At 67.9% G+C, this 25,565-nt stretch carries 22 protein-coding genes; 17 read left to right on the plus strand and 5 right to left on the minus strand.

Annotated elements, in window-relative coordinates; translation table 11 throughout:
* Window positions 1-16: 16 nt before the first annotated feature.
* Genes pstB through phoB form a run of 3 tightly spaced genes read left to right on the plus strand, consistent with a single transcriptional unit; the run spans window position 17 to window position 2,252 of the window.
* On the plus strand, window positions 17-814 hold the full coding sequence (gene pstB, locus F3H87_RS05195) for a phosphate ABC transporter ATP-binding protein PstB (RefSeq protein ID WP_149786113.1): 798 nt from the start codon (window positions 17-19) through the stop codon (window positions 812-814).
* A 13-nt stretch (window positions 815-827) separates the two neighbouring features.
* Window positions 828-1,556 carry a phosphate signaling complex protein PhoU gene (phoU, locus tag F3H87_RS05200; protein ID WP_149786112.1) on the plus strand — a complete coding sequence of 243 codons (729 nt, stop codon included), beginning with the start codon at window positions 828-830 and terminating at the stop codon, window positions 1,554-1,556.
* Between the two features lie 6 nt (window positions 1,557-1,562).
* On the plus strand, window positions 1,563-2,252 hold the full coding sequence (phoB, locus tag F3H87_RS05205; protein WP_149786111.1) for a phosphate regulon transcriptional regulator PhoB: 690 nt from the start codon (window positions 1,563-1,565) through the stop codon (window positions 2,250-2,252).
* Window positions 2,253-2,330: 78 nt separating this feature from the next.
* Here phoB and F3H87_RS05210 read toward each other — a convergent pair whose 3' ends face one another.
* Window positions 2,331-3,242 carry a LysR substrate-binding domain-containing protein gene (locus F3H87_RS05210; protein WP_149786110.1) on the minus strand — a complete coding sequence of 304 codons (912 nt, stop codon included), beginning with the start codon at window positions 3,240-3,242 and terminating at the stop codon, window positions 2,331-2,333.
* Between the two features lie 107 nt (window positions 3,243-3,349).
* Between F3H87_RS05210 and F3H87_RS05215 the strand changes: the two genes are divergently transcribed.
* From F3H87_RS05215 to F3H87_RS05225, 3 genes are all read left to right on the plus strand, one after another.
* Window positions 3,350-4,573, plus strand: coding sequence for an acyl-CoA dehydrogenase (locus F3H87_RS05215; RefSeq protein ID WP_149786109.1), 1,224 nt, complete (start codon window positions 3,350-3,352; stop codon window positions 4,571-4,573).
* Between the two features lie 333 nt (window positions 4,574-4,906).
* Complete coding sequence (locus tag F3H87_RS05220; protein WP_149786108.1) at window positions 4,907-7,096, plus strand: dehydrogenase E1 component subunit alpha/beta; 2,190 nt, start codon at window positions 4,907-4,909, stop codon at window positions 7,094-7,096.
* Window positions 7,093-8,352 (plus strand): NAD(P)/FAD-dependent oxidoreductase, encoded by a 1,260-nt coding sequence (locus F3H87_RS05225; protein WP_317511086.1) that lies wholly within the window; start codon window positions 7,093-7,095, stop codon window positions 8,350-8,352. Before F3H87_RS05220 ends, F3H87_RS05225 begins: the two co-directional genes overlap by 4 nt.
* Window positions 8,353-8,362: 10 nt before the next feature.
* On the opposite strand, the gene F3H87_RS05230 is transcribed toward F3H87_RS05225, so the two are convergent.
* From F3H87_RS05230 to F3H87_RS05240, 3 genes are read right to left on the minus strand one after another with little or no spacing between them, the layout of a single operon-like run.
* Entirely contained in the window at window positions 8,363-8,839 is a 477-nt protein-coding gene (locus F3H87_RS05230; protein WP_149786106.1) for a CinA family protein, read from the minus strand.
* On the minus strand, window positions 8,836-9,333 hold the full coding sequence (locus tag F3H87_RS05235; protein ID WP_149786105.1) for a phosphatidylglycerophosphatase A family protein: 498 nt from the start codon (window positions 9,331-9,333) through the stop codon (window positions 8,836-8,838). Before F3H87_RS05235 ends, F3H87_RS05230 begins: the two co-directional genes overlap by 4 nt.
* Entirely contained in the window at window positions 9,330-10,463 is a 1,134-nt protein-coding gene (locus tag F3H87_RS05240; protein WP_149786104.1) for a bifunctional 2-C-methyl-D-erythritol 4-phosphate cytidylyltransferase/2-C-methyl-D-erythritol 2,4-cyclodiphosphate synthase, read from the minus strand. The genes F3H87_RS05235 and F3H87_RS05240 overlap by 4 nt, the downstream gene beginning before the upstream one ends.
* Before the next feature lie 183 nt (window positions 10,464-10,646).
* On the opposite strand from F3H87_RS05240, the gene dusB reads away from it, so the two are divergent.
* The 5 genes from dusB to ntrX all read left to right on the plus strand — a co-directional run bounded on the left by dusB (window position 10,647) and on the right by ntrX (window position 17,857).
* Window positions 10,647-11,627, plus strand: a complete 981-nt coding sequence (gene dusB, locus F3H87_RS05245) for a tRNA dihydrouridine synthase DusB (protein ID WP_149786103.1) — start codon at window positions 10,647-10,649, stop codon at window positions 11,625-11,627.
* Complete coding sequence (locus tag F3H87_RS05250) at window positions 11,624-12,700, plus strand: two-component system sensor histidine kinase NtrB (protein WP_149786102.1); 1,077 nt, start codon at window positions 11,624-11,626, stop codon at window positions 12,698-12,700. The genes dusB and F3H87_RS05250 overlap by 4 nt, the downstream gene beginning before the upstream one ends.
* A complete protein-coding gene (locus F3H87_RS05255; protein ID WP_149786101.1) occupies window positions 12,700-14,079 on the plus strand; it encodes a response regulator in 1,380 nt (459 codons plus the stop codon). Before F3H87_RS05250 ends, F3H87_RS05255 begins: the two co-directional genes overlap by 1 nt.
* 177 nt (window positions 14,080-14,256) lie before the next feature.
* Window positions 14,257-16,437, plus strand: coding sequence for a sensor histidine kinase NtrY-like (locus F3H87_RS05260; RefSeq protein WP_223227987.1), 2,181 nt, complete (start codon window positions 14,257-14,259; stop codon window positions 16,435-16,437).
* Window positions 16,438-16,444: 7 nt separating this feature from the next.
* A complete protein-coding gene (gene ntrX, locus F3H87_RS05265; RefSeq protein WP_149786099.1) occupies window positions 16,445-17,857 on the plus strand; it encodes a nitrogen assimilation response regulator NtrX in 1,413 nt (470 codons plus the stop codon).
* A 12-nt stretch (window positions 17,858-17,869) separates the two neighbouring features.
* On the opposite strand, the gene F3H87_RS05270 is transcribed toward ntrX, so the two are convergent.
* Window positions 17,870-18,346, minus strand: a complete 477-nt coding sequence (locus tag F3H87_RS05270; protein WP_149786098.1) for a hypothetical protein — start codon at window positions 18,344-18,346, stop codon at window positions 17,870-17,872.
* Window positions 18,347-18,462: 116 nt separating this feature from the next.
* On the opposite strand from F3H87_RS05270, the gene trkA reads away from it, so the two are divergent.
* The 6 genes from trkA to F3H87_RS05300 all read left to right on the plus strand — a co-directional run bounded on the left by trkA (window position 18,463) and on the right by F3H87_RS05300 (window position 25,304).
* Window positions 18,463-19,839: a Trk system potassium transporter TrkA gene (gene trkA / locus F3H87_RS05275; protein WP_149786097.1), complete on the plus strand. Its 1,377-nt coding sequence runs from the start codon at window positions 18,463-18,465 to the stop codon at window positions 19,837-19,839.
* Between the two features lie 3 nt (window positions 19,840-19,842).
* Window positions 19,843-21,354 (plus strand): TrkH family potassium uptake protein, encoded by a 1,512-nt coding sequence (locus F3H87_RS05280; RefSeq protein ID WP_149786096.1) that lies wholly within the window; start codon window positions 19,843-19,845, stop codon window positions 21,352-21,354.
* Between the two features lie 129 nt (window positions 21,355-21,483).
* Window positions 21,484-21,723, plus strand: a complete 240-nt coding sequence (hfq, locus tag F3H87_RS05285) for an RNA chaperone Hfq (protein WP_024812204.1) — start codon at window positions 21,484-21,486, stop codon at window positions 21,721-21,723.
* A complete protein-coding gene (gene hflX, locus F3H87_RS05290; RefSeq protein WP_149786095.1) occupies window positions 21,723-22,997 on the plus strand; it encodes a GTPase HflX in 1,275 nt (424 codons plus the stop codon). The genes hfq and hflX overlap by 1 nt, the downstream gene beginning before the upstream one ends.
* Window positions 22,998-23,021: 24 nt before the next feature.
* Window positions 23,022-24,434 (plus strand): amidase, encoded by a 1,413-nt coding sequence (locus F3H87_RS05295; protein WP_149786094.1) that lies wholly within the window; start codon window positions 23,022-23,024, stop codon window positions 24,432-24,434.
* Between the two features lie 66 nt (window positions 24,435-24,500).
* Window positions 24,501-25,304 (plus strand): DUF2189 domain-containing protein, encoded by an 804-nt coding sequence (locus tag F3H87_RS05300; RefSeq protein WP_149786093.1) that lies wholly within the window; start codon window positions 24,501-24,503, stop codon window positions 25,302-25,304.
* Window positions 25,305-25,565: the final 261 nt, after the last annotated feature.

Genomic DNA, 25,565 nt, shown 5'->3' on the forward strand with positions numbered 1-25,565 from the left:
TAAAAGGGAAATCGCTATGTACGACGCAGTCAACACGGAGCAGAGCGTGCAGCAGACAGACACCAAGATTTCGGCCCGCAACGTGCAGGTCTATTACGGCGACACCCATGCCATCAAGGATGTCGACGTTGATATCGCCGGCAATACGGTCACCGCTTTCATCGGCCCGTCGGGCTGCGGCAAGTCGACCTTCCTGCGCTGCCTGAACCGGATGAACGACACCATCGACATCTGCCGCGTCGAGGGGCTGATCGAGCTGGACGGCGAGGATATCTATGACCCCAAGGTCGACCCGGTGCAGCTGCGCGCCAAGGTGGGCATGGTGTTCCAGAAACCCAACCCGTTTCCCAAGTCGATCTACGACAACATCGCCTATGGCCCGCGTATTCACGGCATGGCCCGCAGCAAGGCCGACCTGGACGAGATCGTGGAGCGCGCCCTGCGCCGCGGCGCGATCTGGGACGAGGTCAAGGACCGGCTGGATGCGCCGGGCACCGGGCTGTCGGGCGGCCAGCAGCAGCGGCTGTGCATCGCGCGCGCCGTGGCGACCGAGCCCGAGGTTCTGCTGATGGACGAGCCGTGCTCGGCGCTCGACCCGATCGCAACCGCGCAGGTCGAGGAGCTGATCGACGAGCTGCGGCAGAACTATTCGGTGGTGATCGTCACCCACTCGATGCAGCAGGCCGCGCGCGTCAGCCAGAAGACCGCCTTTTTCCACCTCGGCAACCTGGTGGAATTCGGCGACACCAGCCAGATCTTCACCAACCCCGAAGATCCCCGCACCGAAAGCTACATCACCGGCCGGATCGGCTGAGGGAGTGACGCAGATGCACGACAGCAAGGAACATATCGTCTCGTCTTTCGATCGCGACCTCGAAGCGATCCAGGCCAGAATCCTGAAAATGGGTGGGCTGGTCGAAGAAGCGATCCTGGAAGCCGCCCGTTCGCTGGAAGAGCGCGACGAGGAACTGGCCGAGAAGGTGCGCAAGAGCGACCGCGCCATCGACGAACTGGAAGAGATGATCAACGAGGATGCCGCCCGCGTCATCGCGCTGCGCGCCCCGACCGCGGTCGATCTGCGCGTGGTGCTGAGCGTGATGAAGATCTCGGGCAACCTGGAGCGCATCGGCGACTACGCCAAGAACATGGCCAAGCGCACCGGCGTTCTGGTGCAGATGCCGGCGATCAACGGCGCGCATTCGGCGCTGCGCCGGATGGCGCGCGAGGTGCAGCTGATGCTCAAGGATGCGCTGGACGCCTATATCCAGCGTGACGCCGCCCTTGCGCAGGACGTGATCCACCGCGATGCGGACGTGGACCAGATGTATAACGCGCTGTTCCGCGAATTCCTGACATTCATGATGGAGGACCCGCGCAACATCACCGCCTGCATGCACCTGCATTTCATCGCCAAGAACACCGAGCGCATGGGCGATCACGTCACCGCCATCGCCGAGCAGACCGTGTATCTCGTCACCGGCGAAATGCCCGAGGAGAGCCGGCCCAAGGTGGACACGACGGGCGGTGCCTTCGACGAGACCGAGGACGAAGGGTAACGCGCCATGTCAGCCGATCAGCCCACCGTCCTGCTTGTCGAGGACGAGCCGGCGCAGCGCGAGGTGCTGGCCTATAACCTCGAGGCCGAGGGGTTCCGCGTGACCAGCGCCGACAATGGCGAGGACGCGCTGATGCTGGTGGACGAGGAACACCCCGACATCATCGTGCTGGACTGGATGATGCCCAACCTGTCGGGGATCGAGGTCTGCCGCCGCCTGAAGCTGCGCCCCGAAACCCGCTCGGTGCCGATCATCATGCTGTCGGCGCGCTCCGACGAGGTGGACCGCGTGCGCGGGCTGGAAACCGGGGCGGACGATTATGTCGTGAAACCCTATTCCATCGTCGAGCTGATGGCGCGGGTGCGCGCGCAACTGCGCCGCACCCGGCCCGCGGCGGCCGGGCTGCGGCTGGAATACGAGGATATCGTGCTGGACGCGGAAACCCACCGCGTCACCCGCGACGGCGCGCCGCTGAAGCTTGGGCCGACCGAGTTCCGGCTGCTGTCGACCTTTATGGAAAAACCCGGCCGGGTCTGGAGCCGCGAGCAGTTGCTGGACCGGGTCTGGGGGCGCGACATCTATGTCGATACCCGCACGGTGGACGTGCATATCGGGCGGTTGCGCAAGGCGCTGACGCGCCATGGCGGCACCGACCCGCTGCGCACGGTGCGCGGCGCGGGCTACGCGCTGGGATAGGGCGGGCCGGACGGGGGCGTTGCCCCCCGGACCCCCCGAGTATTTTCGGAACGATGAAGGGACGGGCGCGCGCAATCGTCAGCGCGGCAGGGAATCGCCGTCCTCGGCCTGCGTGGCCATCCAGTCGCGAAAGGCGATCAGCGCGGGGCCGGCGGCGCGGGATTTCGGCCAGACCAGGTGATAGGCGCCCGCGCTTTCCACCGGCCCGCCCCAAACCGGCATCAGTCGCCCGGTGGCGAGGTCCTGCTCGGCCAGATAATCGGGCAGCAGCGCCACGCCCAGCCCGTGCAGCGCGGCCTGGGTGATCGTGTTGAACTGGTCGTAGACCATGCCGGACTGCCCGCGCGCGGCGATGCCGTGATGGGCCAGCCACTCGGCCCAGGCGCCGGGACGGGTCTGGATATGGAGGAGCGGCAGGGCGAGGATGTCCTGCGCCGCGTTCAGGCCGCCATCGGGCAGCAATTCGGGGGCGCAGACCGCGATCACGCTTTCGCTGCGCAGCCGCAGCGCGTGGCAGTCGCCGGGGGGCGTGGCGCCGAAAAATATGGCGGCGTCATAGGGTTCGGTGTCGAAGTTCACGGCGCGCAGGCAGGTCGACAGGTTCACCGTGACCTCGGCATGGCGGCGGGTGAATTCCGGCAGGCGCGGCACCAGCCAGCGCATTCCGAAGGTGGGCAGGATCGCCAGGCTGACCGTGCCCGCGCCCGCGGGGGTGCTGTGCAGGCGCAGCCCGGCCTGCGCGATCTGCTGCAGCGCGGCGCGCACCTCGGCCACGTAGTCGCCGGCGGCGGCGGTCAGTTGCATCCGCCGCCCGCTGCGGTGGATGAGCGTCACGCCCAGCTGATCCTCGAGCCCCTGCAATTGCCGGCTGACCGCGCTTTGCGTCAGGTTCAGCTCGGCCGCGGCGGCGGTGGCGCTGCCCAGGCGGTCGAGCGCCTCGAGCGCACGCAGGGCGGAGAGCGAGGGCAGGTAGCGGCGTGGCGCAAGCATGTATTCCAAAACCTCATGAGTTGATGCGGAAAACGCGATATTCATGGCGGTTTGCCCGTGCTATTGCAAGGAAAACGCATAAAGCCCGCGATATATAGGAGAGCGACATGCCCGACGACAAACCCGCCCTGCGCGCCAAGGACATGCCCGACCTGGGCCGGTTCGACTGGGAAGACCCGTTCCGTCTGGACGACCAGCTGACCGAGGATGAGCGCATGGTGCGCGACAGCGCCCGCGCCTATTGCGCCGAAAAGCTGCAGCCGCGCGTTCTGGACGCATTCCAGGACGAGAAAACCGATCCGGCGATCTTTGCCGAGATGGGCGAGATGGGCCTGCTGGGCACCACCATCCCCGAGGAATATGGCGGCATCGGCGCCGGTTACGTGACCTATGGCCTTGTCGCGCGCGAGGTCGAGCGCGTCGATTCCGGCTATCGCTCGATGATGTCGGTGCAGTCCAGCCTGGTGATGTATCCGATCTATGCCTATGGCTCGGAGGAACAGCGCAGGAAATACCTGCCGAAACTGGCCAGCGGCGAATGGATCGGCTGTTTCGGCCTGACCGAACCCGATGCGGGCAGCGACCCGGCGGGGATGAAGACCCGCGCGGTCAAGACCGAAGGCGGCTATGTGCTGACCGGCTCGAAAATGTGGATCTCGAACAGCCCGATCGCGGATGTCTTCGTGGTCTGGGCCAAATCCGAGGCGCATGGCGGCAAGATCCGCGGTTTCGTGCTGGAAAAGGGCGCAAAGGGGCTGAGCGCGCCGAAGATCGAGAAGAAGATGAGCCTGCGCGCCTCGATCACCGGCGAGATCGTGATGGACGGGGTCGAGGTCGGCGAAGACGCGCTGCTGCCGCATGTCGAGGGGCTGAAGGGCCCGTTCGGCTGCCTGAACCGCGCACGCTATGGCATCAGCTGGGGCGTGATGGGGGCGGCCGAGTTCTGCTGGCACGGCGCGCGGCAATACGGGCTGGACCGGCACCAGTTCAAGCGCCCGCTGGCGCAGACCCAGCTTTACCAGAAAAAGCTGGCCGACATGCAGACCGAGATCGCGCTGGGGCTGCAGGCATCCTTGCGCGTCGGTCGCCTGATGGACGAGGCCAATGCCGCGCCCGAGATGATTTCCATCGTCAAGCGCAACAATTGCGGCAAGGCGCTGGATATCGCGCGGATGGCGCGCGACATGCATGGCGGCAACGGTATCAGCCTGGAATTCGGCGTGATCCGCCACGCGGTGAACCTGGAAACGGTGAACACCTACGAGGGCACCCATGACGTTCATGCGCTGATTCTGGGCCGTGCGCAGACCGGGTTGCAGGCGTTCTTCTGACCTTTCGAGGGTTTGGGAAAGGGCCGTCTTGCGGGGCGGCCCTTTTTCGTTTTGGGGCTGTTGTGCGGCGCTTTTGTCAGCACCCCGCCCGGAACAGCCGCAGGTGCCACGGTCTGAGGTGGGAAGAGGCTGCGCGATAAAGTGACCGCAACAAATGTCGGATCGCCCGACCGCGGCCGTGCGATGCCCTTCTGTTGCGCGGCTGTTCCGGGCGGGTGCGTCGTTCAACCGTCATGAAAGGCCACGGTTTCCACACCGCTTTTTCATGCAACGTCTTGGCATCGGGCCGGGCCGGGGCGTATCACGGTTCCGAGGCAACGAACGGGGGGCGGCATGGATCCGGCGACGCGCGTGCATGAGGGGTTTCTGCGCAGGGTGGCAGAGGGCGACCTGCCCGTGCCCAAGGGCCGGGCCGCCGATGCGGGGCTGGCGGCGGCGGACCTGCTGGCGCTGTTTCGCGCGCAGGTGACCAGCCGGCAGCTCGACCGCATGGCGCGGGTGCTGCAATCGAAGGGGCAGGGGTTCTATACCATCGGCTCGTCCGGGCACGAGGGCAACGCCGCCATCGCGCATGCGCTGCGGGTGAGCGACCCGGCCTTCCTGCATTACCGCGACGCCGCGTTCCAGATCGCGCGCGCCGGGCAGGTGCCGGGGCAGACGCCGCTGTGGGACATGCTGCTGAGTTTCACCGCCTCGTCCGACGATCCCACCAGCGGCGGGCGGCACAAGGTGCTGGGGTCGAAAACGCTCAACATTCCGCCGCAGACCTCGACCATCGCCAGCCACCTGCCCAAGGCGATGGGCGCGGCATTCGCCATCGGGATGAGCCGCCGGATGCCGCCCGAACAGGCGGAATGGCCGGCGGATTCGGTGGTGATGGCCTCGTTCGGGGATGCCTCTCTTAACCATTCCACGGCGCAGGGGGCGCTGAACGCGGCGGGCTGGACGGCCTACCGGGGCACGCCGCTGCCGCTTTTGTTCGTGTGCGAGGATAACGGCATCGGCATCTCGGTGAAGACGCCGGAGGGCTGGGTTGCCGACAGCCTGAAATCGCGGGCGGGGCTGGAGTATTTCGCCTGTGACGGGCTGGATATCGTCGATACCTTCCGCGCCGCGAAAAAGGCCGCCGACCGGGTGCGCAGGCGGCGCAGGCCGGCGGTGCTGCACATGGGCTGCGTGCGGCTTTACGGCCATGCCGGCGCGGATGTCGAGGCCGGGTATCGCCCCAGGGACGAGATCGCGCAGGCCGAGGCGAACGACCCGCTGATCCACACCGCCGCGCGGCTGATCGCCGAGGGTGTCGCGGATGCGCAGGGTGTGCTGGATATCTATACCGGCATCTGGGCCGAAACCGAGGCGCTGGCCGAAAAGGCCGCGTCGCGCCCCAAGCTGGCGGATGCGGGGCAGGTCATGGCCGCGCTTCTGCCGCCGAAACGCGACCTGCCGCGGCTGAACGGCCCCGACCCGCAGGCGCGCGCGGCGATGTTCGGCGCGGCCGACCTGCGCGCGCTGGACGAGCCGCAGCCGATGAACAAGCTGCTGAACCTCGGGCTGGCCGATTTGATGCTGGAAACCCCCGGCCTTGTCATGGCGGGCGAGGATATCGGGAAGAAGGGCGGCGTTTACGGCATCACCAAAGGGCTGCAGGCCCGGTTCGGGCCGGGGCGGGTGATCGATTCGCTGCTGGACGAGCAATCCATCCTCGGCCTGTCCATCGGCATGGCGCAGCAGGGATACATCCCGATGCCGGAAATCCAGTTCCTCGCCTATCTGCACAATGCCGAGGACCAGCTGCGCGGCGAGGCGGCGACGCTGCCGTTCTTCAGCAACGGCCAGTATGCCAACCCGATGGTGGTGCGGATCGCCGGGCTGGGTTACCAGCGCGGGTTCGGCGGACATTTCCACAACGACAACTCGCTGGCCGTGCTGCGCGACATTCCGGGGCTGGTGATCGGCTGCCCAAGCACCGGGGCCGACGCGGTGGCGATGCACCGCGCCGCCCTGCGCATGGCGCGTGAAGAGGGGCGCGTGGTGGTGATGGTCGAGCCCATCGCGCTCTACCCGATGCGCGACCTGCTGGAAGAGGGCGATGGCGGCTGGCTGACGCGCTATCCCGATCCGGGGGCCGGGATCGCGCCGGGCGATCTGGGCGTGCATGGCGACGGCACCGACCTGGCCATCGTGACCTATGGCAACGGGCATTACCTGTCGCGGCAGGCGCAGGCGCGGCTGGCGGATCGGGGCATCGCCGCGCGGGTGATCGACCTGCGCTGGCTGGCGCCGCTCGACCCCGGTGCGGTCATGGCGGCGGTTCAGGGCTGCGACCGGGTGCTGATCGTCGACGAATGTCGCCGCACCGGCAGCCAGTCCGAGGCGCTGATGACGCTGATGGCGGAACATGGCCGCCCGGACGCGCGCCGCATCGCCGCCGAGGATTGCTTTATCGCCACCGGCCCGGCCTATGCCGCGACGCTGCCCTCGGCCGAGGGGATCGTGGCGGCGGCGCGGGAGATATGCGCATGAATGGCAACCTGTGGCAGGCAAGCTGCGCCGAGACGGTGCCGGGCGTGTCCCTGACCGGGGATCATGCCGCCGACCTTGTGGTGATCGGCGGCGGGTTCACCGGCTGCGCCGCCGCGCTTGAGGCCGCGCAGGCGGGCGCCAGCGTGATCGTGCTCGAGGCCGAGCGCGTGGGCCACGGCGGATCGGGGCGCAACGTGGGGCTGGTGAATGCCGGGCTGTGGCTGCCGCCCGACCGGGTGGAGCAAGCGCTGGGGCAGGGGCCGGGTGCGCGGCTGAACGCGGCGCTGGCCGGGGCGCCGGAACAGGTGTTCGGGCTGATCGGCCGGCATGGCATCGCCTGCGAGGCGGCGCAGGCGGGCACGCTGCATTGCGCGCATGCGCGCCGGGGCTTTGCCGATCTGCGCGAACGCCACCGCCAGCAACTTGCGCGGCAAGCGCCGGTCACGCTGCTGGACCCCGCCGAGGCGTGCGCGCGGCTGGGCAGCGGGCGCATCCACGGCGCGCTGCACGATGCGCGGGCGGGCACGGTGCAGCCGATGGGCTATGTGCGCGGGCTGGCGCGGGCGGCGGCGGGCCTTGGCGCGCGGATCGTCGAGGGCGCGGCGGTCGCGGCCATCCGGCGCGACGGGACGGGCTGGCAGGTGGATTTCGCGGGCGGCCGCGTGCGGGCCGGGGCGCTGCTGCTGGCGACGAACGCCTATCACCGGGGGGCCGAGGGCGCCGATCTGCCGCCGATGACACCGGTGCATTTCTTTCAGCTTGCCACCGAACCGCTGCCGCCCGCCGTCGCGGACACGATCCTGCCGCGGGGCGAGGGCGCGTGGGATACCGGGCTGGTTATGACATCCTATCGCAAGGACGCCGCCGGGCGGGTGATCCTCGGCGCGATGGGCAAGCCGGACGCGATGGGGCTGCACGCGGGCTGGGCACGGCGGGCGCTGGCGCGGCTCTTCCCGCAGGCCGCCGGGGCGGAACTGGCCTATTTCTGGTCGGGCCGGATCGGGATGAGCGGCGACAAGATCCCGAAAATCCTGCGTCTCGGGCCGGGGGCGCTGGCGGTGTTCGGCTATTCGGGCCGGGGCATCGCGCCGGGCACGGTGCTGGGCCAGGCCGCCGCAAAGGCGTTGCTGGAGGGGGATGAGACCGGCCTGCCGCTGGCCCCGGTCGTGCGTCACGGTGAAAGCGGCACCGCGCTGCGCGGGCTTTATTATGAAACCGGCGCGCGGCTGTTGCACGGGCTGGGCGCGCGGTTCTGATCCGCGCGCGTCACCCCCGCCCGGCGGCGCGCAGCAGCAGCGCCAGCGCGTGATCGCGCGCGGCCTTGCGCACCCCGGCGCGGCCGCGCGCGCCGAACTCCACCGTTTCGGTCAGGGTGATCTCGCCCTCGACGGCCAGGCCGAAACAGACGCGCCCCTCGGGCTTGTGCTCGGACCCGCCGGGGCCGGCGATGCCGGTGATTGCCACCGCAAGCTGCGCGTTCGACCGCCACAGCGCCCCTTCGGCCATTTCGCGCGCGACCTCTTCGCTGACGGCGCCATGCGCGGCCAGCGTGGCGCGCGTGACGCCCAGCATCTGCTCCTTGGCGTCGTTGGTGTAGGTGACAAAGCCGCGATCATAGATCGCGGACGATCCCGCCACGTCGGTGATCGCCGCGCCCACCATGCCGCCGGTGCAGGATTCGGCGGTGGCGATCATCCAGCCGCGCGCCGTGCAGGCGGCAAGTATGTCGGCGGGCAGGCTCACATCAGCAACCCGTGGCTGAGGCCGGCGGCGATCATCGTGGCGACACCGGCGAACACGCCGGCCCAGAGATCGTCCAGCATCACGCCGGTGGCGTCGTGGCGGCGGTCGGCGCGGCCCACCAGCCAGGGTTTCCAGATGTCGAACAGGCGAAAGAACACCAGCGCCGCGACCCAGCCGGGATAGGGGAAATGCCAGTTGTCCAGCCCCATCATCCAGAACCCGAAGGACGGGAACAGCAGCGCGACCCACTGGCCCGCCACCTCGTCGATCACGATTTCCGAGGGGTCCTGCCCCGGTTTCGCGGCCAGTTCCACCTCGCACGCCCACAGGCCCCAGCCGATTGCGGCCAGCGTCGCGGCTGCCAGCAGCGGAAAGTTCCCGATGCCGTGGATCACCAGCCCCAGCGCCACGGCCACGACCGAACCCCAGGTGCCGGGGGCGGGGCGCAGCAGCCCGGCGCCGAAAAAGATCGAAACGATGCGTGACAGCTTCATGTTTTCACCAGTGTTGCGGTTGCGATTGCGGCGATGCCTTCCTCGCGCCCGGTAAAGCCCAGCCGCTCGGAGGTGGTGGCCTTGACGGAAATGCGCCCGGCCTCGAGCCCGGTGATGTCTGCCAGCGCCTGTTGCATCGCATCGGCGTGCGGGCCGATCTTGGGCCGTTCGCAGATCAGCGTGCAGTCGATATTCGATACGGCAAAGCCCCGGTCGCGCGCCAGTTCGACCGCGTGGCGCAGGAAGATATGGCTTTCCGCGCCCTTCCATTGCGGATCGCCGGGCGGGAAATGGCGGCCGATATCGCCCATCGCCAGCGCGCCATAGATCGCGTCGGTGATCGCGTGCATCCCCACGTCGGCGTCGGAATGGCCCTGCAGCGCGCGGTCATGCGGCACGCGCAGGCCGCACAGCATGACGTGATCGCCGGGGCCGAAACGGTGCACGTCGTAGCCGTTGCCAAGCCGGATATCGGGTGCTGTCATCTGTCGTCCTTCCAGTATCGCGGCGGCGCGGGCGAAATCGCCCGGCTGCGTGATCTTGATGTTGTCTTCGGAGCCACGGGTAATCATAACGCCGATCCCGGCGGCGCGGGCGACCGCGACATCGTCGGCGGCCTCGCCGGGATGCGCCCGGTGGGCGGCAAGGATCGCGTCGAAGCGAAAGCCCTGCGGTGTCTGTGCGCGGTAGAGCCCGTCGCGCGATTCGGTGCCGGTGACGTGATCCGCCCCACGCCACAGCGCATCGGTGACCGCCAGCCCCGGCGCCGCCCCTTCGGATGTGTCCAGCGCGTCAAGCACCGCGTCGATCACGCCCGCATCCACGCAGGCGCGGGCGACGTCGTGGATCAGCACCTTGTCGATGCCGCGCCCCGCCAGTGCCTCGAGCCCCGCGCGGACCGACGCGGCGCGCGTGGCACCGCCCGCGACGGTTTCGACGCCATCGGGGGCCAGCGCCCGGTCGTCGGGGTGAACGACCATCAGGACATGGTCGATGCGGGGATGGCGGGCAAACGCGGCCAGCGTCCACGCGGCCACGGGCCGGCCCGCCACGACCTGCCATTGCTTCGGCAGGTCGCCCCCGGCGCGGGTGCCGCGTCCGGCGGCGACGATCAGGGCGGCGGTGGTCATCTCGGGCACTCCTCGGGTCATTGCATAGGGCCTTGGCGGAGAGAGGGCAATCGGACAGATCGCACCGGCATGAATGCACAAAAAACAGGCAATGGCCCGGGAATGCGGCACACTCACGCCAGGTTTCATTGTGATTCCCCGTGGGCTGGGCTAGTCAGGGCCGGGTGCACAAGGTTTAGGCACATGAGTTTGACCCTCGACGATCGACAGATAAATCCGCCGGTTCTGCTGGCGCCGCTTGCGGGAATCACGGACCTGCCGTTCCGTGACCTGGTGACGTCCTTCGGTGCCGGGCTGGTGGTGAGCGAGATGGTCGCAAGCCAGGAAATGGTCGAGGCCAGGCAAAGCGTGCGCGACCGGGCCGAGCTGGGCTTCGGGGTTGAAAACACCTCGGTGCAGCTGGCCGGACGCGACCCGCGCTGGATGGCCGAGGCGGCGCGGATGGTCGCGGCAAACGGCGCGCGGGTGATCGACATCAACATGGGCTGCCCGGCGAAAAAGGTGGTTGGCGGGTTGTCGGGCTCGGCGCTGATGCGCGACCCCGACCATGCGCTGCGCCTGATCGAAGCGGTGGCCGATGCGGTGGACGTGCCGGTCACGCTCAAGACCCGGCTGGGCTGGGACGAGGGCAGCCTGAACGCGGCCGACCTTGCCCGCCGGGCCGAGGGTGCGGGCGTGCGCATGGTGGTGATCCACGGGCGCACCCGCTGCCAGTTCTACAAGGGGCGCGCGGATTGGGCGCAGATCCGCGCGGTCAGGGACGCGGTGTCGATCCCGGTGATCGCCAATGGCGATATCGTGGATGCGGACAGCGCGCGCAGGGCGCTGGCGCTGTCCGGCGCGGATGGCGTGATGGTCGGGCGCGGGGCGCAGGGGCGGCCCTGGATACTGGCGCAGATCGCGCATGATCTGGGCCATGGCCCGGCGCCGGATATTCCCGAAGGCGGTGAACTTATCGACATGATTTCAAATCACTACGAGGCGATGTTGACCTTCTACGGTCACGATCTGGGGCTGCGCGTCGCGCGCAAGCACCTGGGATGGTACATGGACGGGATGGGCACCGGCACGGCGCTGCGCCGCCGGATTCTGACCAGCCGCGATCCGGCCGAGGTGCTGCGGCTGCTGCCCGAGGCCCCCGAACAGGAAAGGTGTGCCGCATGATGGCGGACAGCGCACTCTGGAGTTCCCTGCCGGTGCCGGCGCTGCTGGTGGACGACGGCGACCGCATCGCCGACCTGAATCCGGCGGCCGAGGGGTTTCTCAACACATCGGCGAAATCGGCGCATGGCCAGCCGGTCTGGGACAGGCTGGCGGTGGATGCGCCGCTGGAAGAGGCGTTTGCCCGCGCAAGGCAGGAGGGCACGCCGCTTTTCGTCAACGACGTGGACGTGGGCACCGGCGACCGCCCGCCGCTGCAATGCAACCTGCAGATCGCACCGCTGCAGGGCCAGCCGGGGCACATGGTGTTCCTGATCGCCCCGCGCGAACTGGCGGGCCGCATGACGCAAAGCCATTCGGTCAAATCGGCCGCCAAATCCGCCATCGGCATGGCCGAGATGCTGGCGCACGAGATCAAGAACCCGCTGGCGGGCATCACCGGCGCGGCGCAGCTTATCAGCATGAACCTTGGCCCCGAAGACCTTGAATTGACAGATTTAATCGTCAACGAGACCCGCCGCATCGTGAAGCTGCTGGAGCAGGTCGAGCAGTTCGGCAACCTGTCGGCGCCGCATCGCAAGCCGGTCAACCTGCATGACGTGCTGGACCGCGCGCGGCGCTCGGCGCTGCTGGGGTTCGGCGCGCATATGAAGATCGTCGAGCAATACGACCCCTCGCTGCCGCTGGCCTATGCCGATCCCGACCAGTTGCTGCAGGTGGTGCTGAACCTGCTGAAAAACGCGTCGGAGGCGGCCGGGAAAGAGGGCGGCACGATCACGCTGCACACCTTTTTCGAACATTCCTTCCGCCTGCGCCGCAGCGACGGGTCGGGCCATTCGCTGCCGTTGCAGATCGAGGTGATCGACGACGGCCCCGGCCTGCCCGAGGATATCCGCGGCGACATATTCGACCCCTTCGTGTCGGGCCGGGAAAACGGCACCGGGCTGGGCCTTGCGCTGGTGAGCAAGATCATCAGCGATCACGACGGATGGATTTCGGTGAACTCCGTGCCCGGGCGCACGGTGTTCCGCATTTCGCTGCCACGCGCGCCAATGGATGAAAAGGAGACCCCGTAATGGACGGAACCGTTCTTGTTGCCGATGACGATCGCACGATCCGAACGGTCCTGACACAGGCCCTCACACGGGCCGGGTGCAAGGTGCACGCGACCTCGTCGCTGACCACGCTGATGCGATGGGTCGGCGAGGGCAAGGGCGACGTGGTGATCTCGGACGTGATGATGCCGGATGGTAACGGGTTGGAAATGCTGCCGAAAATCGCGCAGGACCGGCCCGGCCTGCCGGTCATCGTGATCTCGGCGCAGAACACGATCATGACGGCGATCCAGGCGGCCGAGGCCGAAGCCTATGATTACCTGCCCAAGCCGTTCGATCTGCCCGACCTGATGAAGCGCACCGCCCGCGCGCTTGAGGCGCGGCGCCGCGTGGCGCCCGCGCGCAGCGCCGGCGAACCGGCCGAGGCCGAGCGCCCCGAGGATCTGCCGCTGGTCGGGCGCACGCCCGCGATGCAGACGCTTTACCGGCTGGTGGCGCGGGTGATGAACACCGATCTGCCGGTGCTGATCACCGGGGAATCGGGCACCGGCAAGTCGCTGATCGCCCGCGCGATCCACGATTTCTCGGACCGGCGCACGCTGCCCTTCGTCACCGTCACCGCCTCGGACCTGGCCGACCTCGAAGGGCCGGCGCGGGTGCTGGCGCGGGTCAAGGGCGGCACGCTGCTGTTCGACGAGCTGGGCGACCTGGACATGGAGGCGCAGGCGCGCATCGTGCGGATGATGGACACGCCCGGCGATCACGTGCCGCGCTTCATGGCGACCAGCCAGGGCAACCTGAACACCGCGATGGAACAGGGCCGGATGCGGCAGGACCTGTTCTATCGCATCGGCGGCGCCACGATCGACGTGCCCGCGCTGCGTGAACGGGTGGACGACATCCCGCTGCTGGCTGAGCATTTTCTGGGTCGGGCCGAGCGCGATACCGGGGTGGCGCGGCGGCTGTCCGAGGATGCGCTGGACCTGATGCGCGCCTATAGCTGGCCGGGCAACGTGCGCCAGCTGGAAAACGCGATCCGCCGGCTGGTGCTGACCAGCCGCGCCGACGAGATCAGCCGTACCGAGGTCGAAGGCGTGCTGGGCAGCCAGCCCGAGGTCGAGCCGGTGCTGGGCGGCGTGGGCGAGGCCGACAACCTGTCGGCCAGCATCGCCCGCCACCTGCGGCGCTATTTCGACCTGCATGGCAACATGCTGCCGCCGCCGGGCCTTTACGGCCGCATCCTGCGCGAGATGGAGATGCCGCTGATCGAGATCGCGCTGGAGGCAACCGGCGGAAACCAGGCGAAATGCGCCGACCTGCTGGGCATCAACCGCAATACCCTGCGCAAGAAGATCACCGATCTGGATATTTCCGTGACACGCCGCCGCAAATTGATGTAAAACCGCAACATCTGCGTGGCAATCGGGCCGCAGACCCGATATATGCCACCATATATTGCGGTTTCGCGCCCGTGGGGCGCATCTTTTCGGGGGGCAGGCGTGGCCACGAGGGCACGGCGCAGGGGTTTGAGCTGGGACCGGCTGGTGCGCCTCAGGCGGCAGCGCCGGATTCAGACGATGGTGACGCTCGGGCTGGTGCTTCTGGGGCCGGCGCTGGCGCTGGCCACCTTTACCGTTCTGGGCCCGCTCGATCGCGGCGCGTCGTCGCTGTCGCTGCGGCTGGTGCTGCTGGCCGACCTTGTCTATGTCCTGCTGCTGGCGGCGCTGGTGCTGCAACGGGTGGTGGCGCTGGTCGCCGCGCGCCGGGCGCAATCCGAAGGCTCGCGCCTGCACCTGCGGCTGACCGGCGTCTTTGCGCTGATGGCGTTCCTGCCCACGGTGACGGTCGCGGTCTTCGCAATGCTGACGATCAATGTCGGGCTGGAAACCTGGTTTTCCGAGCGCGTGCGGCAGGTGGTCGGCGCCTCGCTTGCCGCCGCGCAATCCTATGAAGAGGAGGAGCGGCGCGACCTGAACGACGACGCGCTGCTGCTGGCGCGGTTCATCACCCAGCGCCAGCGCGCCACCGGCTTTACCTCGGTCGGCGATCTGCGCGTGGTGCTGACCGAGGGTCAGGGCCTGATCCAGCGCGGGTTGAAAGAGGCTTATGCCATCGACGGCCAGGGCGAATTGCTGGCGCGCGGGCAGGGGTCGTACCTGTTCGACTATGAACAACCGACCCCGCAGATGTTCGCGGCAGCGCGCCAGGACGGTATCCTGCTGATCCCCGACTGGCCGATCCACGAGTTCCGCGCGCTGGTGCCGCTCAGCGGGTTTGCCGACCGCTTCCTCTATATCAGCCGCACGGTGGACGGCGACCTGCTGGCGCTGCTGGACGAAACCCAGCAAACCGCGCGGTTCTACCAGCAACAGGAAAGCGAACGGGGCCGGCGGCTGTTCGATTTCGCCATGCTGTACCTGGGATTCGCGGTGCTTCTGATCCTGGCGGCGATCTGGCTGGGCCTGTGGTTCGCCGAACGGCTGAGCCGGCCGGTGGGCCGCCTGACCGGCGCCGCGCAGCGCGTGGGCGAGGGCGATCTGGACGTGCAGGTGATCGAGGAAGAGGGCGATGACGAGATCGCCATGCTGGGCCGCTATTTCAACCAGATGACCCGGCAGCTCAAGGCGCAGCGCGAAACCCTGCTGGACAACACCAAGGCGATCGAGCGGCGTCGGCGGCTGTTCGACTCGGTGCTCAGCTCGGTCACCTCGGGCGTGGTGGGGGTGGATGCCAAGGGGCGCGTGACCTTCGTCAACCGCTCGGCCGAGCGGCTGCTCGACTGGCAGGAGGACCAGCAATCGCTGGCGCTGGCGCTGGCGGTGCCGGAATTCGGGCCGCTGTTCGACAAGGTGAAAAGCGGGCAGGCCGAAACCGCGCAGGAAGAGGTCAAGGTCAGCCGCGGCGGGCGGCTGGAAAACCTGCTGGTGCGGGTCTCGACCCGGCGCAACGCCGATGGCAGGCGCGAGGGTTTCGTGGTGGCCTTCGACGATGTGACGAACCTTGTCGCGGCGCAGCGCATGGCGGCCTGGGGCGACGTGGCGCGGCGCATCGCGCACGAGATCAAGAACCCGCTGACGCCGATCCAGTTGTCGGCGGAACGCATCAAGCGCAAGTTCGGCCGCCAGCTCGATCCCGAGCAGGCCGAAAGCCTGGACCAGCTGACCGAGGTGATCGTGCGCCAGACCAACGACCTGCGCCGCATCGTCGACGAGTTTTCGAAATTCGCCCGGATGCCGGAACCCGACCGCAAGCCCGAAAGCATGACCGAGATCCTGCGCAACGCGGTGCTGCTGCAGCAGGCGGGCCAGCCCGAGGTGGCGATCGCCGACGACCTGCCGGGCGTGCCGCTGATGGCCGAGCTGGACGCCACGATGATCGGGCAGGCGCTGACCAACCTGATCAAGAACGCGGGCGAGGCCACCCGGACCCTGCGCGAAAAGGGCGCGCCCGAGGGCTATCGCCCCGAAATCCGCGTCAGCCTGGCCGAGAGCGACGGGCAGGCGGAAATACGCATTGCCGATAACGGGATCGGCCTGCCCGAGGACCGCGCGCGCCTGTTCGAGCCCTATGTCACGACCCGCGAAGAGGGCACCGGGCTGGGCCTGCCCATCGTCAAGAAGATCATAGAAGAGCACGGCGGAACACTCAGCCTCGAAGACGCGCCGCCCTTTGAAAAGGGCGCGCATCGCGGGGCGCTGGCGATCATTCGCCTTCCGCTTTCCCCCGCGGCCCCGGCCACGGCGCAAGACAGCAAGTGAGGACGTTATGAGCGATATTCTTATTGTCGACGACGAGCGCGATATCCGGGAGCTGATCTCGGATATCCTGGAGGACGAGGGTTATACCACGCGGCTGGCGGGCAATTCCGACGACGCGATGAAAGAGGTCAACAGCGAGCCGCCGGCGCTGCTGATCCTCGACATCTGGCTCAAGGACAGCAAGATGGACGGGATCGACATCCTCAAGACCGTCAAGCGCGACAACCCGGACGTGCCGATCATCATCATTTCCGGCCATGGCAATATCGAGATCGCCGTCGCCGCGATCAAGCAGGGCGCTTATGACTTCATCGAAAAGCCGTTCAATATCGACCAGCTTCTGGTGGTGATCCGGCGCGCGATGGAAACCAGCCGGCTGCGGCGCGAGAATACCGCGCTCAGGCGCAAGGAAACCGGCGTGGCCGAGATGGTCGGCGCCTCGCCCGCGTTCCGGGCGCTGCTGGGGCAGCTCGACAAGGTCACGAAATCCAACGGCCGGGTGATGCTGACCGGCCCCGCCGGCGCCGGCAAGGAGGTCGCCGCGCGCTATATCCACGCCAATTCGAACCGCGCGGGCGGCCCCTTTGTTACCGTGGGCTGCGCCAGCATCGACGCCGAGCGCATGGAAGAGGTGCTGTTCGGGCGCGAAACCCCGGAACGGGGGGTGGAGCCGGGGCTGCTGGAACAGGCCCATGGCGGCGTCGTCTATTTCGACGAGGTGGCGGACATGCCGCTGGGCACCCAGTCCAAGATCCTGCGCGTGCTGGTGGACCAGCAGTTCACCCGCGTCGGCGGCACCGACAAGGTGCGGGTCGACATGCGCGTGATCTCGTCCACCAACCGCGACCTGGAAACCGAAATCGCCGGCGGCAATTTCCGGCAGGAATTGTATCACCGGCTGAACGTGGTGCCGATCGAGGTGCCGAGCCTGGAGGAGCGGCGCGAGGATATCCCCGAGCTTGCCCGCCATTTCATCGACGCTTTCCACCAGAGCCAGGGCCTGCCGCTGCGCGAACTGAGCGACGACGCCGTGGCGCTGATGCAGACGATGGTCTGGCCGGGCAACGTGCGGCAGTTGAAGAACCTGATCGAGCGGGTGCTGATCCTGGGCGACGGCACCGGCACGATCGAGGCCCGCGAACTGCCCGGCGACGAGGAAAAACCCGGCGAAGAGGGCCGGGTGGTCATTTCCGGCACGCTGGCCACCATGCCCCTGCGCGAGGCCCGCGAGGCGTTCGAGCGCGAATACCTGCTGACGCAGATCAACCGTTTCGGCGGCAATATCAGCCGCACCGCCAATTTCGTCGGCATGGAACGCAGCGCGCTGCACCGCAAGCTGAAATCGCTGGGCGTGGTGACGACCACGAAATCCGGCGCGCGGGTGGCGCAGGTCAACGAAGAGGACGAGGCCGGGGGCTGACCTGCACCCGCCCTATCCGGCGGGGGTGACGATCTGCCAGCTTCCGTCGCGGTTGCGGATCACGCAGGAATTTTCCGCCAGCCGGGGCAGCACCGTGGTGCGTCCGGCCGGCGCGGCCTGGCGGATGCCCTCGGGGCAGTTCGGCAGGCTGACCGGGGTATAGCCCTCGTTGCGCATGCAGCGGTCGACCACCTGCCTGCGCAGCCGCTCGTTGGCGTCGAAGACGACGACCTCGCCGCCGATACGTTCGTAGAACACGGTGCAGTTGCCGTTCTTGTCGCAGAACCGGCGCGGCACGAGGCTGCTCGGGGTGCGGCGCACCTGCCTGTTGACCGGCACGCTTTGCGCCGCATCGACCCGGCAGGACAGCAGCCGGTCCTCGGCGGTGGCGACCGGCACGCCGGGCTTGTACCATATGTTGAGCGGCGCGCAGGCCGACAGCAGCGCGGCGGTCGCAAGGGGCAGGAGTCTGGCGTATCGTGCAGGCATCGCATGTCTCCGTTTGGCGGCCCCAGTCTGCCCAAAGCGGCGGGCGATGACAATTCAATTGACCCGACCGGGCGCATCTGCCATCCAAATCCTTCGAGGCATGGGAACGTAAACCGATGAAAGTCATCATTTGCGGGGCAGGGCAGGTCGGCTGGCAGATCGCGCGGCACCTGTCGGGGGAACGCAACGACGTGACGGTCGTCGACAACAATGCCGATCTGGTGCGGCGCGCCACGGACGCGCTGGACGTGCAGGGCATCGCCGGGTTCGCAAGCTATCCCGACGTCCTCGACCGGGCCGGCGCGCGCGATGCCGACATGGTGATCGCCGCCACCCATTCCGACGAGGTCAACATGGTCACCTGCCAGGTGGCGCATTCGGTCTTTTCGGTTCCGCGCAAGATCGCACGGCTGCGCGCGCAATCCTACCTCACGGCGATCTATTCCGACCTCTACCGCCGCGACCACATGCCGATCGACGTGGTGATCAGCCCCGAGCGCGAGGTCGCCGAGGCCGCGCTGCAGCGCCTCGGCTCGCCCTCGGCCTTCGACACCGAGGTGTTCCACGACGGCAAGGCGCAGCTTCTGGGGATCACCATCGAGGACGATTGCCCGGTGGTGAACACGCCGCTGCGGCAGCTGACCGACCTGTTCTCGACCCTGCGCGCCATCGTGGTGGGCGTGCGGCGCGAGGGCACGCTGTTCGCCCCCGAACCCGACGACCAGCTTTTCGTCGGCGACGATTGCTATGTCGTGGCGGTGAACGAGGACGTGCCGCGCACGCTCGAGGTGTTCGGCAAGGCGCTGAAGAAACAGGAGCGCGTGGTGCTGGTCGGCGGCGGCAATGTCGGGCTGGCCGTGGCCACCCGGCTGGAGGACCGCGCCGAGCGCGTGCGCGTCAAGGTGATCGAGAAGAACCGCGTGGTGGCCGAACGCGCCGCCGACCGGCTGGAGCGCACCATCGTGCTGAACGGCGACGGGCTGGACAGCGCGCTGCTGAAAGAGGCCAATATCGACCGCGCCGACGCGGTTCTGTGCGTCACCGACGACGACAAGACCAACATGCTGGCCGCCGTGCGCGCCAAGGCCGAGGGCTGCCCGATGGCCATCGTGCTGGTCAATGACCCGACCATGGTGCCGCTGATGGCGCCGCTGGGCATCGACGCCTATATCAACCCGCGTACCACCACCGTCAGTTCGATCCTGCGCCATATCCGCCATGGCCGGGTGCGCGGCGTCTATTCCATCGGCGATGCCGAGGCCGAGGTGATCGAGGCCGAGGTGCTGTCGACCTCGCCCATCGCGGGCAAGAAGATCGGCGAGATCGACTTTCCCGAAGGTGTGCTGATCGGTCTGATCCAGAAAGGGTCCAAGCTGGTCAAGCCCTCGGGCAGCCTGCGCATCGACGAGGGCGATGTCATCACGATCTTCTCGATGGCCAGCGACGTGCCCGAGGTCGAGCGGCTGTTGCAGGTCTCGATCGACTTTTTCTGACCGATGCGCGCGCGGATCGCAGACCAGCCCTTTTTCCTCCTGATGATGGGGGTCAGCGCGCTGGCGATGTATGTGCCGGCGATTCATGCGCTGGTTCTGGATACCGAGGACGAGGCGCGCGCGTTCTTCTATTCGGGCACGCTGCTGTTGCTGCTGACGGTGCTGATCGCCGTGGCGCGGGCAGGGCGGCCGCGCCCGCGCGACGAGATGCGGAACCTGCTGGCGCTGTTCGCGGGCTTCACCGTGCTGCCCGCGGTGCTGGCCGTGCCGTTCCACGACGCGCTGAGCACCACCAGTTTCCTCAACGCCTATGTCGAGATGGTCTCGAGCCTGACGACGACCGGCGCCTCGCTGTTCGCGCCCGAACGCCTGTCGCCCAGCCTGCACCTGTGGCGCGCGCTGGTGGGCTGGATGGGCGGCCTGCTGATGTGGGTCGCGGCGGCGGCGGTGCTGGCGCCGCTCAGCCTGGGCGGGTTCGAGGTGACGGCCAGCGGCGAGCCGGGCCAGGCCGAGGCGGTCGGCCCGATGGGGCAGGCCGATCCGCAGCGCCGTATCCTGCGCGTGGCCTGGCACCTGACGCCGATCTATGCGGGGCTGACGCTGGCGCTGTGGATCATGCTGCTGGTGGGCGGCGACCGTCCGCTGGTGGCGCTGAGCCACGCGATGTCGGTGATGGCGACAAGCGGCATTTCGCCGGTCGGCGGGGTCGAGGGCGCAAGCTCGGGGCTGGGGGGCGAGATCGTGATGGCGCTGTTCATGCTGTTCGCTTTGTCGCGGGTGACCTTTTCGGGCGACACGCTGGTGGGGGCCAAGGTCAGCGTGCTGCGCGATTCCGAGTTCCGGCTGGGGCTGATGCTGGTTGCCGTGGTGCCGCTGGTGCTGTTCCTGCGGCACTGGAGCGGCGCCTACGAGTTCGACGGGGCGCAGAATTTCGGGCAGGCGCTGCGGGCGCTCTGGGGCGGCGTGTTCACCATCCTGTCGGTGCTGACCACCACCGGGTTCGAAAGCGGCGACTGGGCGGCGGCGCAGGACTGGTCGGGGCTCGAGACACCGGGGCTGATCTTTCTCGGCGTGGCGATGATCGGCGGCGGCGTGGCCACCACCGCCGGCGGGGTCAAGCTGTTGCGGGTCTGGGCGCTCTACCTTCAGGGCCTGCGCGAGATGGAGCGGCTGGTGCATCCCTCGTCGGTGGGCCGGGCGGGCGCGGGCAGCCGGCGGCTCCGGCGGCAGGGGGCCTATATCGCGTGGATATTCTTCATGCTGTTCGCCATCTCGGTCACGCTGTTCACGCTGGTCCTGGCGTGGATCGTGGGCGATCTGGAACAGGCGCTGGTGCTGACCATCGCCGCGCTCAGCACCACGGGGCCGCTGGTGACGCTGGCCGCGGAAAACCCCGTTGTGCTGGCCGACCTGGCGATCGTGGGCAAGCTGGTGTTCTGCGCCGGCATGGTGCTGGGACGCCTTGAAACGCTGGCGATCATCGCCCTTGTCAGCAGCGATCTGTGGCGCCGCTGACGCAACGCTTGACGCGCTTTGCCAAAGGTTTGATTTTGGGGCTGGAAACTCGGCTTGGGGCAGGACATACTCGGCCCGGAACAGGGGGAGATGCCGGTCCGCGGCATGTGCAAGAACAAAGGTTTATTCATGGCTTCCGACAAACAAAATCTCCAGGACGCATTTCTCAATCACACGCGGAAGACCAAGATCCCGGTGACGATCTTTCTGATCAACGGGGTCAAGCTGCAGGGCGTCATCACGTGGTTCGACAATTTCTGCGTGCTCCTGCGCCGCGACGGGCAAAGCCAGCTTGTCTACAAGCACGCGATCTCGACGATCATGCCGTCGCAGCCGATCAACCTTTACGATGGTGACGACTCCAATTGATGGAGCATGACCGGGAGCCGACCCGCGCCTGGGTGCTCCATCCCGATATCAAGTCCGACCGCGACCGGCGCCCCGCCGGTTTCGCGCTGGAAGAGGCCGTATCGCTGGCCGCCGCCCTGCCTGAAATCGCCGTCATCGGCTCCGAGATCGTGCCGCTGCAACGACCGCAGGCGGGGCTTTTGTTCGGCAAGGGCAAGATCGAGGAACTGAAGGCCCGGATCGAGGCCAACGAGATCGAACTGGTGCTGGTCGACGGGCCGGTGACGCCGATCCAGCAGCGCAACCTTGAAAAGGCCTGGGGCGTCAAGCTGCTGGACCGCACCGGGCTTATCCTTGAAATCTTCAGCGACCGCGCCGCCACCCGCGAGGGCGTGTTGCAGGTGGAAATGGCCGCCCTGTCCTATCAGCGCACGCGGCTGGTGCGGGCCTGGACCCACCTGGAGCGCCAGCGCGGCGGTCTGGGCTTTGTCGGCGGTCCCGGCGAAACCCAGATCGAGGCCGACCGCCGCGCCATCGACGAACAGCTTGTGCGCCTGCGCCGGCAGCTTGAAAAGGTGGTGAAAACGCGCGACCTGCACCGCAAGGCGCGCGCCAAGGTGCCGTATCCGATCGTGGCGCTGGTGGGGTATACCAACGCGGGCAAGTCGACGCTGTTCAACCGGCTGACCGGGGCCGAGGTGATGGCAAAGGACATGCTGTTCGCCACGCTCGACCCCACGATGCGGGCGGTGGTGCTGCCCGGCGGCGGGCCCGAGGTGATCCTGTCGGACACGGTGGGCTTTATCAGCGACCTGCCGACCGAGCTGGTCGCCGCCTTCCGCGCCACGCTGGAGGAGGTGCTGGCCGCCGACCTGATCGTGCATGTGCGCGATATCAGCCACCCCGAGACCGGGGCGCAGGCCGCCGATGTCGAGGACATCCTTGCCTCGCTGGGCGTCGACAAGGCGGTGCCGCTGATCGAGCTGTGGAACAAGATCGACCGCCTGCCCGAGGCAGAGGCCGAGGCGATGCGCAACGCCGCCGGGCGCAAGGACGGTGTGTTCGCCACATCGGCGCTGACCGGCGCGGGGCTGGAGCCGTTCCTGGCCGAGGTCGCCCGCCAGCTCGATGCCGAACGGCACGAAACCCGCCTGCACCTGCCCTTTGCCGAGGGGCGCAAACGCGCCTGGCTGCACGATCAGGGTGTTGTCGAAACCGAGGAACAGGGCGAAGATGGGTTCGACCTGCTGGTGCGCTGGACCGACCGGCAGGAAAAACGCTTTCGCGAGATGTAGCGCCGGGCACGGGGAGGGACGCGCATGGAACTGACCGAAAAGGGCGCGCTGGACCTGTCGGCGATGCTGGAGCGGCGCGAGATCGGCGCCGCCGAACTGATGCAGGCCACGCTGGACCGCATCGCCGCGGTGAACCCGGCGGTGAATGCCGTGGTGTCTCTGGGCGATCCCGACGACCTGCTGGCCGCGGCGCGCAAGGCCGACGACACCCCGCGCCAGGGCTGGCTGCACGGTATCCCGATGGCGGTCAAGGACCTGGCGAATGTCGCGGGCTTTCCCACCTCTTTCGGCTCGCCCGCGATGCCCACGGCCCCGGCGAAATCCGACGACCTGATGGTGGCCCGGATGCGCGCGGCGGGGGCGGTGTTCATCGGCAAGACCAACACGCCGGAATTCGGGCTGGGCAGCCATACCTTCAACCCGGTGCATGGCACCACCCTGAACCCCTATGATGCGGGGCGCAGCGCGGGCGGATCGTCGGGCGGCGCGGCAGCGGCGCTGGCGGCGGGGATGGTGTCGGTCGCCGATGGCTCGGACATGATGGGCAGCCTGCGCAACCCGGCGGGCTGGAACAATGTCTACGGGATGCGCCCAAGCTGGGGCCGCGTGCCGGGCGAGCCGCTGGGCGAGATGTTCCTGCACCCGCTGGCCACCAGCGGCCCGATGGCGCGCAACCCGCGCGACCTGGCTGCGCTGCTGGACGTGCAGGCGGGCCCCGATCCGCGCCAGCCCTTCTGCCTGCCGCAGGAAAGCTTCCTCGATCGCATCGCCGCGCAGGTCGGCGGCCGCCGCATCGGCTGGCTGGGCGACTGGGGCGGTGCCTACGAGATGGAGCCGGGGATACTGGAGCTGTCCGGGCGCGCCGCGCGCGTCTTCGAGGATCTGGGCGCCATCGTCGAGCCCGTGGCCCCGCCGATCGAGGCGGCGCAGCTCTGGGAGGCATGGCTGGGCCTGCGCGCCTTTGCCAATGCCGGGCGGCTCGATCCGCTGTATCAGAACCCCGCCACCCGCGCGCGGCTGAAACCCGACGCGGTGTGGGAGATCGAAACCGGCCGCGCCCTGACCGCGCCCGAGATCCAGCGCCTGTCGCTGATCCGGTCCGAATGGTATCGCCGCGCCGCCGCGCTGTTCGACAGCTACGACGCGCTGGTGCTGCCCTCGGCGCAGGTCTGGCCGTTCCCCGCCGACTGGGAGCGCCCGCACCGGATCAACGACACCGAAATGGACACCTATCACCGCTGGATGGAGGTGGTGGTGCCGGTCAGCCTGATCGGGCTGCCCTGCGTGAACCTGCCCGCCGGCTTCGGGGCGAACGGCCTGCCGGGCGGGGTGCAGCTTTTCGGGCGGCACGGCAACGACCTGGGCCTGCTGCAACTGGCCGAGGCGTATCACCAGGCGACCGACTGGCCCGGAAAACGCCCGCCGCCGCTGTCCTGATGCTTGATTTGTGAAGTATTTCCCGCTCACATACCGGCAAAGGCGCATCGGAACAGGGGGGAGATCATGAGAGAGGAGCCGCAACTCGGCGTGCCGCCGCTGGGGCAGGTGACATTCGCCATGCTGGCCGAGGCGCTGCGGCGCGGCTGGCGCGACCTGAAACGCGCCCCCGGCTTCGGTTTCGTCTTTGCGCTGGTCTATGTGCTGGTGGGGCTGGTCTTTGCGCTGATCACCTGGGCCACCGGCAAAAGCTACTGGCTGGTCTTCGCGGCGGTGGGCTTTCCGCTGGTCGGCCCCTTCGCGGCGGTCGGGCTTTACGAGGTCAGCCGCCGGCTGGAACGCGGGCAGGTGCTGGACATCTACCAGATCTTCGGCGTGATCGTGATGCAGTCGAAACGGCAATTGCCGTCGATCTGCGCGATCGTGCTGTTCATGTTCCTGTTCTGGTTCTTCATCGCCCACATGATATTCGCGCTGTTCATGGGCTTTTCGACCATGACCAATGTCTCAAGCTCTTACGAGGTCTACATGACCTCGGAAGGTATCACGATGCTGACGGTCGGCACGGTAGTCGGCGCGCTTTTCGCGCTGCTGCTCTACATGATCACCGTGATCTCTTTACCGCTTCTGCTGGACCGCGAGGTGGATTTCGTCACCGCGATGATCACCAGCTTCCAGACCGTGCAGGCCAACCCGGTGCCGATGCTGGCCTGGGGGGCGTTCATCGCGGCGATCACCTTTGCCGCGATGGTGCCGTGGTTCCTGGGTCTGTTCGTCGTGCTGCCGCTGCTGGGCCACGCGACATGGCACCTCTATGATCAGATTGTGGCCGCGGGCGCACAGGTGGAGGCCGGGGCGCAACCGGCCTGAGTCCGTATTCGAACCCGACACCCCGCCCGGAACAGCCGCGAAGCGGCCCGGGCATCGCACGGCCGCCCCCCGGCCGGGCGATTGGCTGCCGCAAGTGCCACGCTTTGAGGGAGGATGTGGCGGCACGATAAACTGCCATCCACAAGCGTCGGATCGCCCGACCGCGGCCGTGCGATGCCCTTTTGTTGCGAACCACCCGAACGGCAGAAAAGACCCGTATAGCTGCCCCCCGATACTTGCCCGCGAAAGGAAACCGGCCCG

The sequence above is a fragment of the Lutimaribacter pacificus genome (genome assembly GCF_900142185.1).
Lineage (GTDB): Bacteria > Pseudomonadota > Alphaproteobacteria > Rhodobacterales > Rhodobacteraceae > Lutimaribacter > Lutimaribacter pacificus.

Coding starts and splice junctions, on each gene's coding strand:
- F3H87_RS05250 (WP_149786102.1), top strand. CDS start 11,624: ATGATGGCGGACAGCGCACTCTGGAGTTCCCTGCCGGTGCCGGCGCTG.
- trkA (WP_149786097.1), top strand. CDS start 18,463: ATGAAAGTCATCATTTGCGGGGCAGGGCAGGTCGGCTGGCAGATCGCG.
- F3H87_RS05235 (WP_149786105.1), bottom strand. CDS start 9,333: ATGAAGCTGTCACGCATCGTTTCGATCTTTTTCGGCGCCGGGCTGCTG.
- F3H87_RS05215 (WP_149786109.1), top strand. CDS start 3,350: ATGCCCGACGACAAACCCGCCCTGCGCGCCAAGGACATGCCCGACCTG.
- phoB (WP_149786111.1), top strand. CDS start 1,563: ATGTCAGCCGATCAGCCCACCGTCCTGCTTGTCGAGGACGAGCCGGCG.
- hfq (WP_024812204.1), top strand. CDS start 21,484: ATGGCTTCCGACAAACAAAATCTCCAGGACGCATTTCTCAATCACACG.
- ntrX (WP_149786099.1), top strand. CDS start 16,445: ATGAGCGATATTCTTATTGTCGACGACGAGCGCGATATCCGGGAGCTG.
- F3H87_RS05255 (WP_149786101.1), top strand. CDS start 12,700: ATGGACGGAACCGTTCTTGTTGCCGATGACGATCGCACGATCCGAACG.
- F3H87_RS05280 (WP_149786096.1), top strand. CDS start 19,843: ATGCGCGCGCGGATCGCAGACCAGCCCTTTTTCCTCCTGATGATGGGG.
- phoU (WP_149786112.1), top strand. CDS start 828: ATGCACGACAGCAAGGAACATATCGTCTCGTCTTTCGATCGCGACCTC.
- dusB (WP_149786103.1), top strand. CDS start 10,647: ATGAGTTTGACCCTCGACGATCGACAGATAAATCCGCCGGTTCTGCTG.
- F3H87_RS05300 (WP_149786093.1), top strand. CDS start 24,501: ATGAGAGAGGAGCCGCAACTCGGCGTGCCGCCGCTGGGGCAGGTGACA.
- hflX (WP_149786095.1), top strand. CDS start 21,723: ATGGAGCATGACCGGGAGCCGACCCGCGCCTGGGTGCTCCATCCCGAT.
- F3H87_RS05260 (WP_223227987.1), top strand. CDS start 14,257: ATGGTGACGCTCGGGCTGGTGCTTCTGGGGCCGGCGCTGGCGCTGGCC.
- pstB (WP_149786113.1), top strand. CDS start 17: ATGTACGACGCAGTCAACACGGAGCAGAGCGTGCAGCAGACAGACACC.
- F3H87_RS05220 (WP_149786108.1), top strand. CDS start 4,907: ATGGATCCGGCGACGCGCGTGCATGAGGGGTTTCTGCGCAGGGTGGCA.
- F3H87_RS05270 (WP_149786098.1), bottom strand. CDS start 18,346: ATGCCTGCACGATACGCCAGACTCCTGCCCCTTGCGACCGCCGCGCTG.
- F3H87_RS05295 (WP_149786094.1), top strand. CDS start 23,022: ATGGAACTGACCGAAAAGGGCGCGCTGGACCTGTCGGCGATGCTGGAG.
- F3H87_RS05225 (WP_317511086.1), top strand. CDS start 7,093: ATGAATGGCAACCTGTGGCAGGCAAGCTGCGCCGAGACGGTGCCGGGC.
- F3H87_RS05210 (WP_149786110.1), bottom strand. CDS start 3,242: ATGCTTGCGCCACGCCGCTACCTGCCCTCGCTCTCCGCCCTGCGTGCG.
- F3H87_RS05240 (WP_149786104.1), bottom strand. CDS start 10,463: ATGACCACCGCCGCCCTGATCGTCGCCGCCGGACGCGGCACCCGCGCC.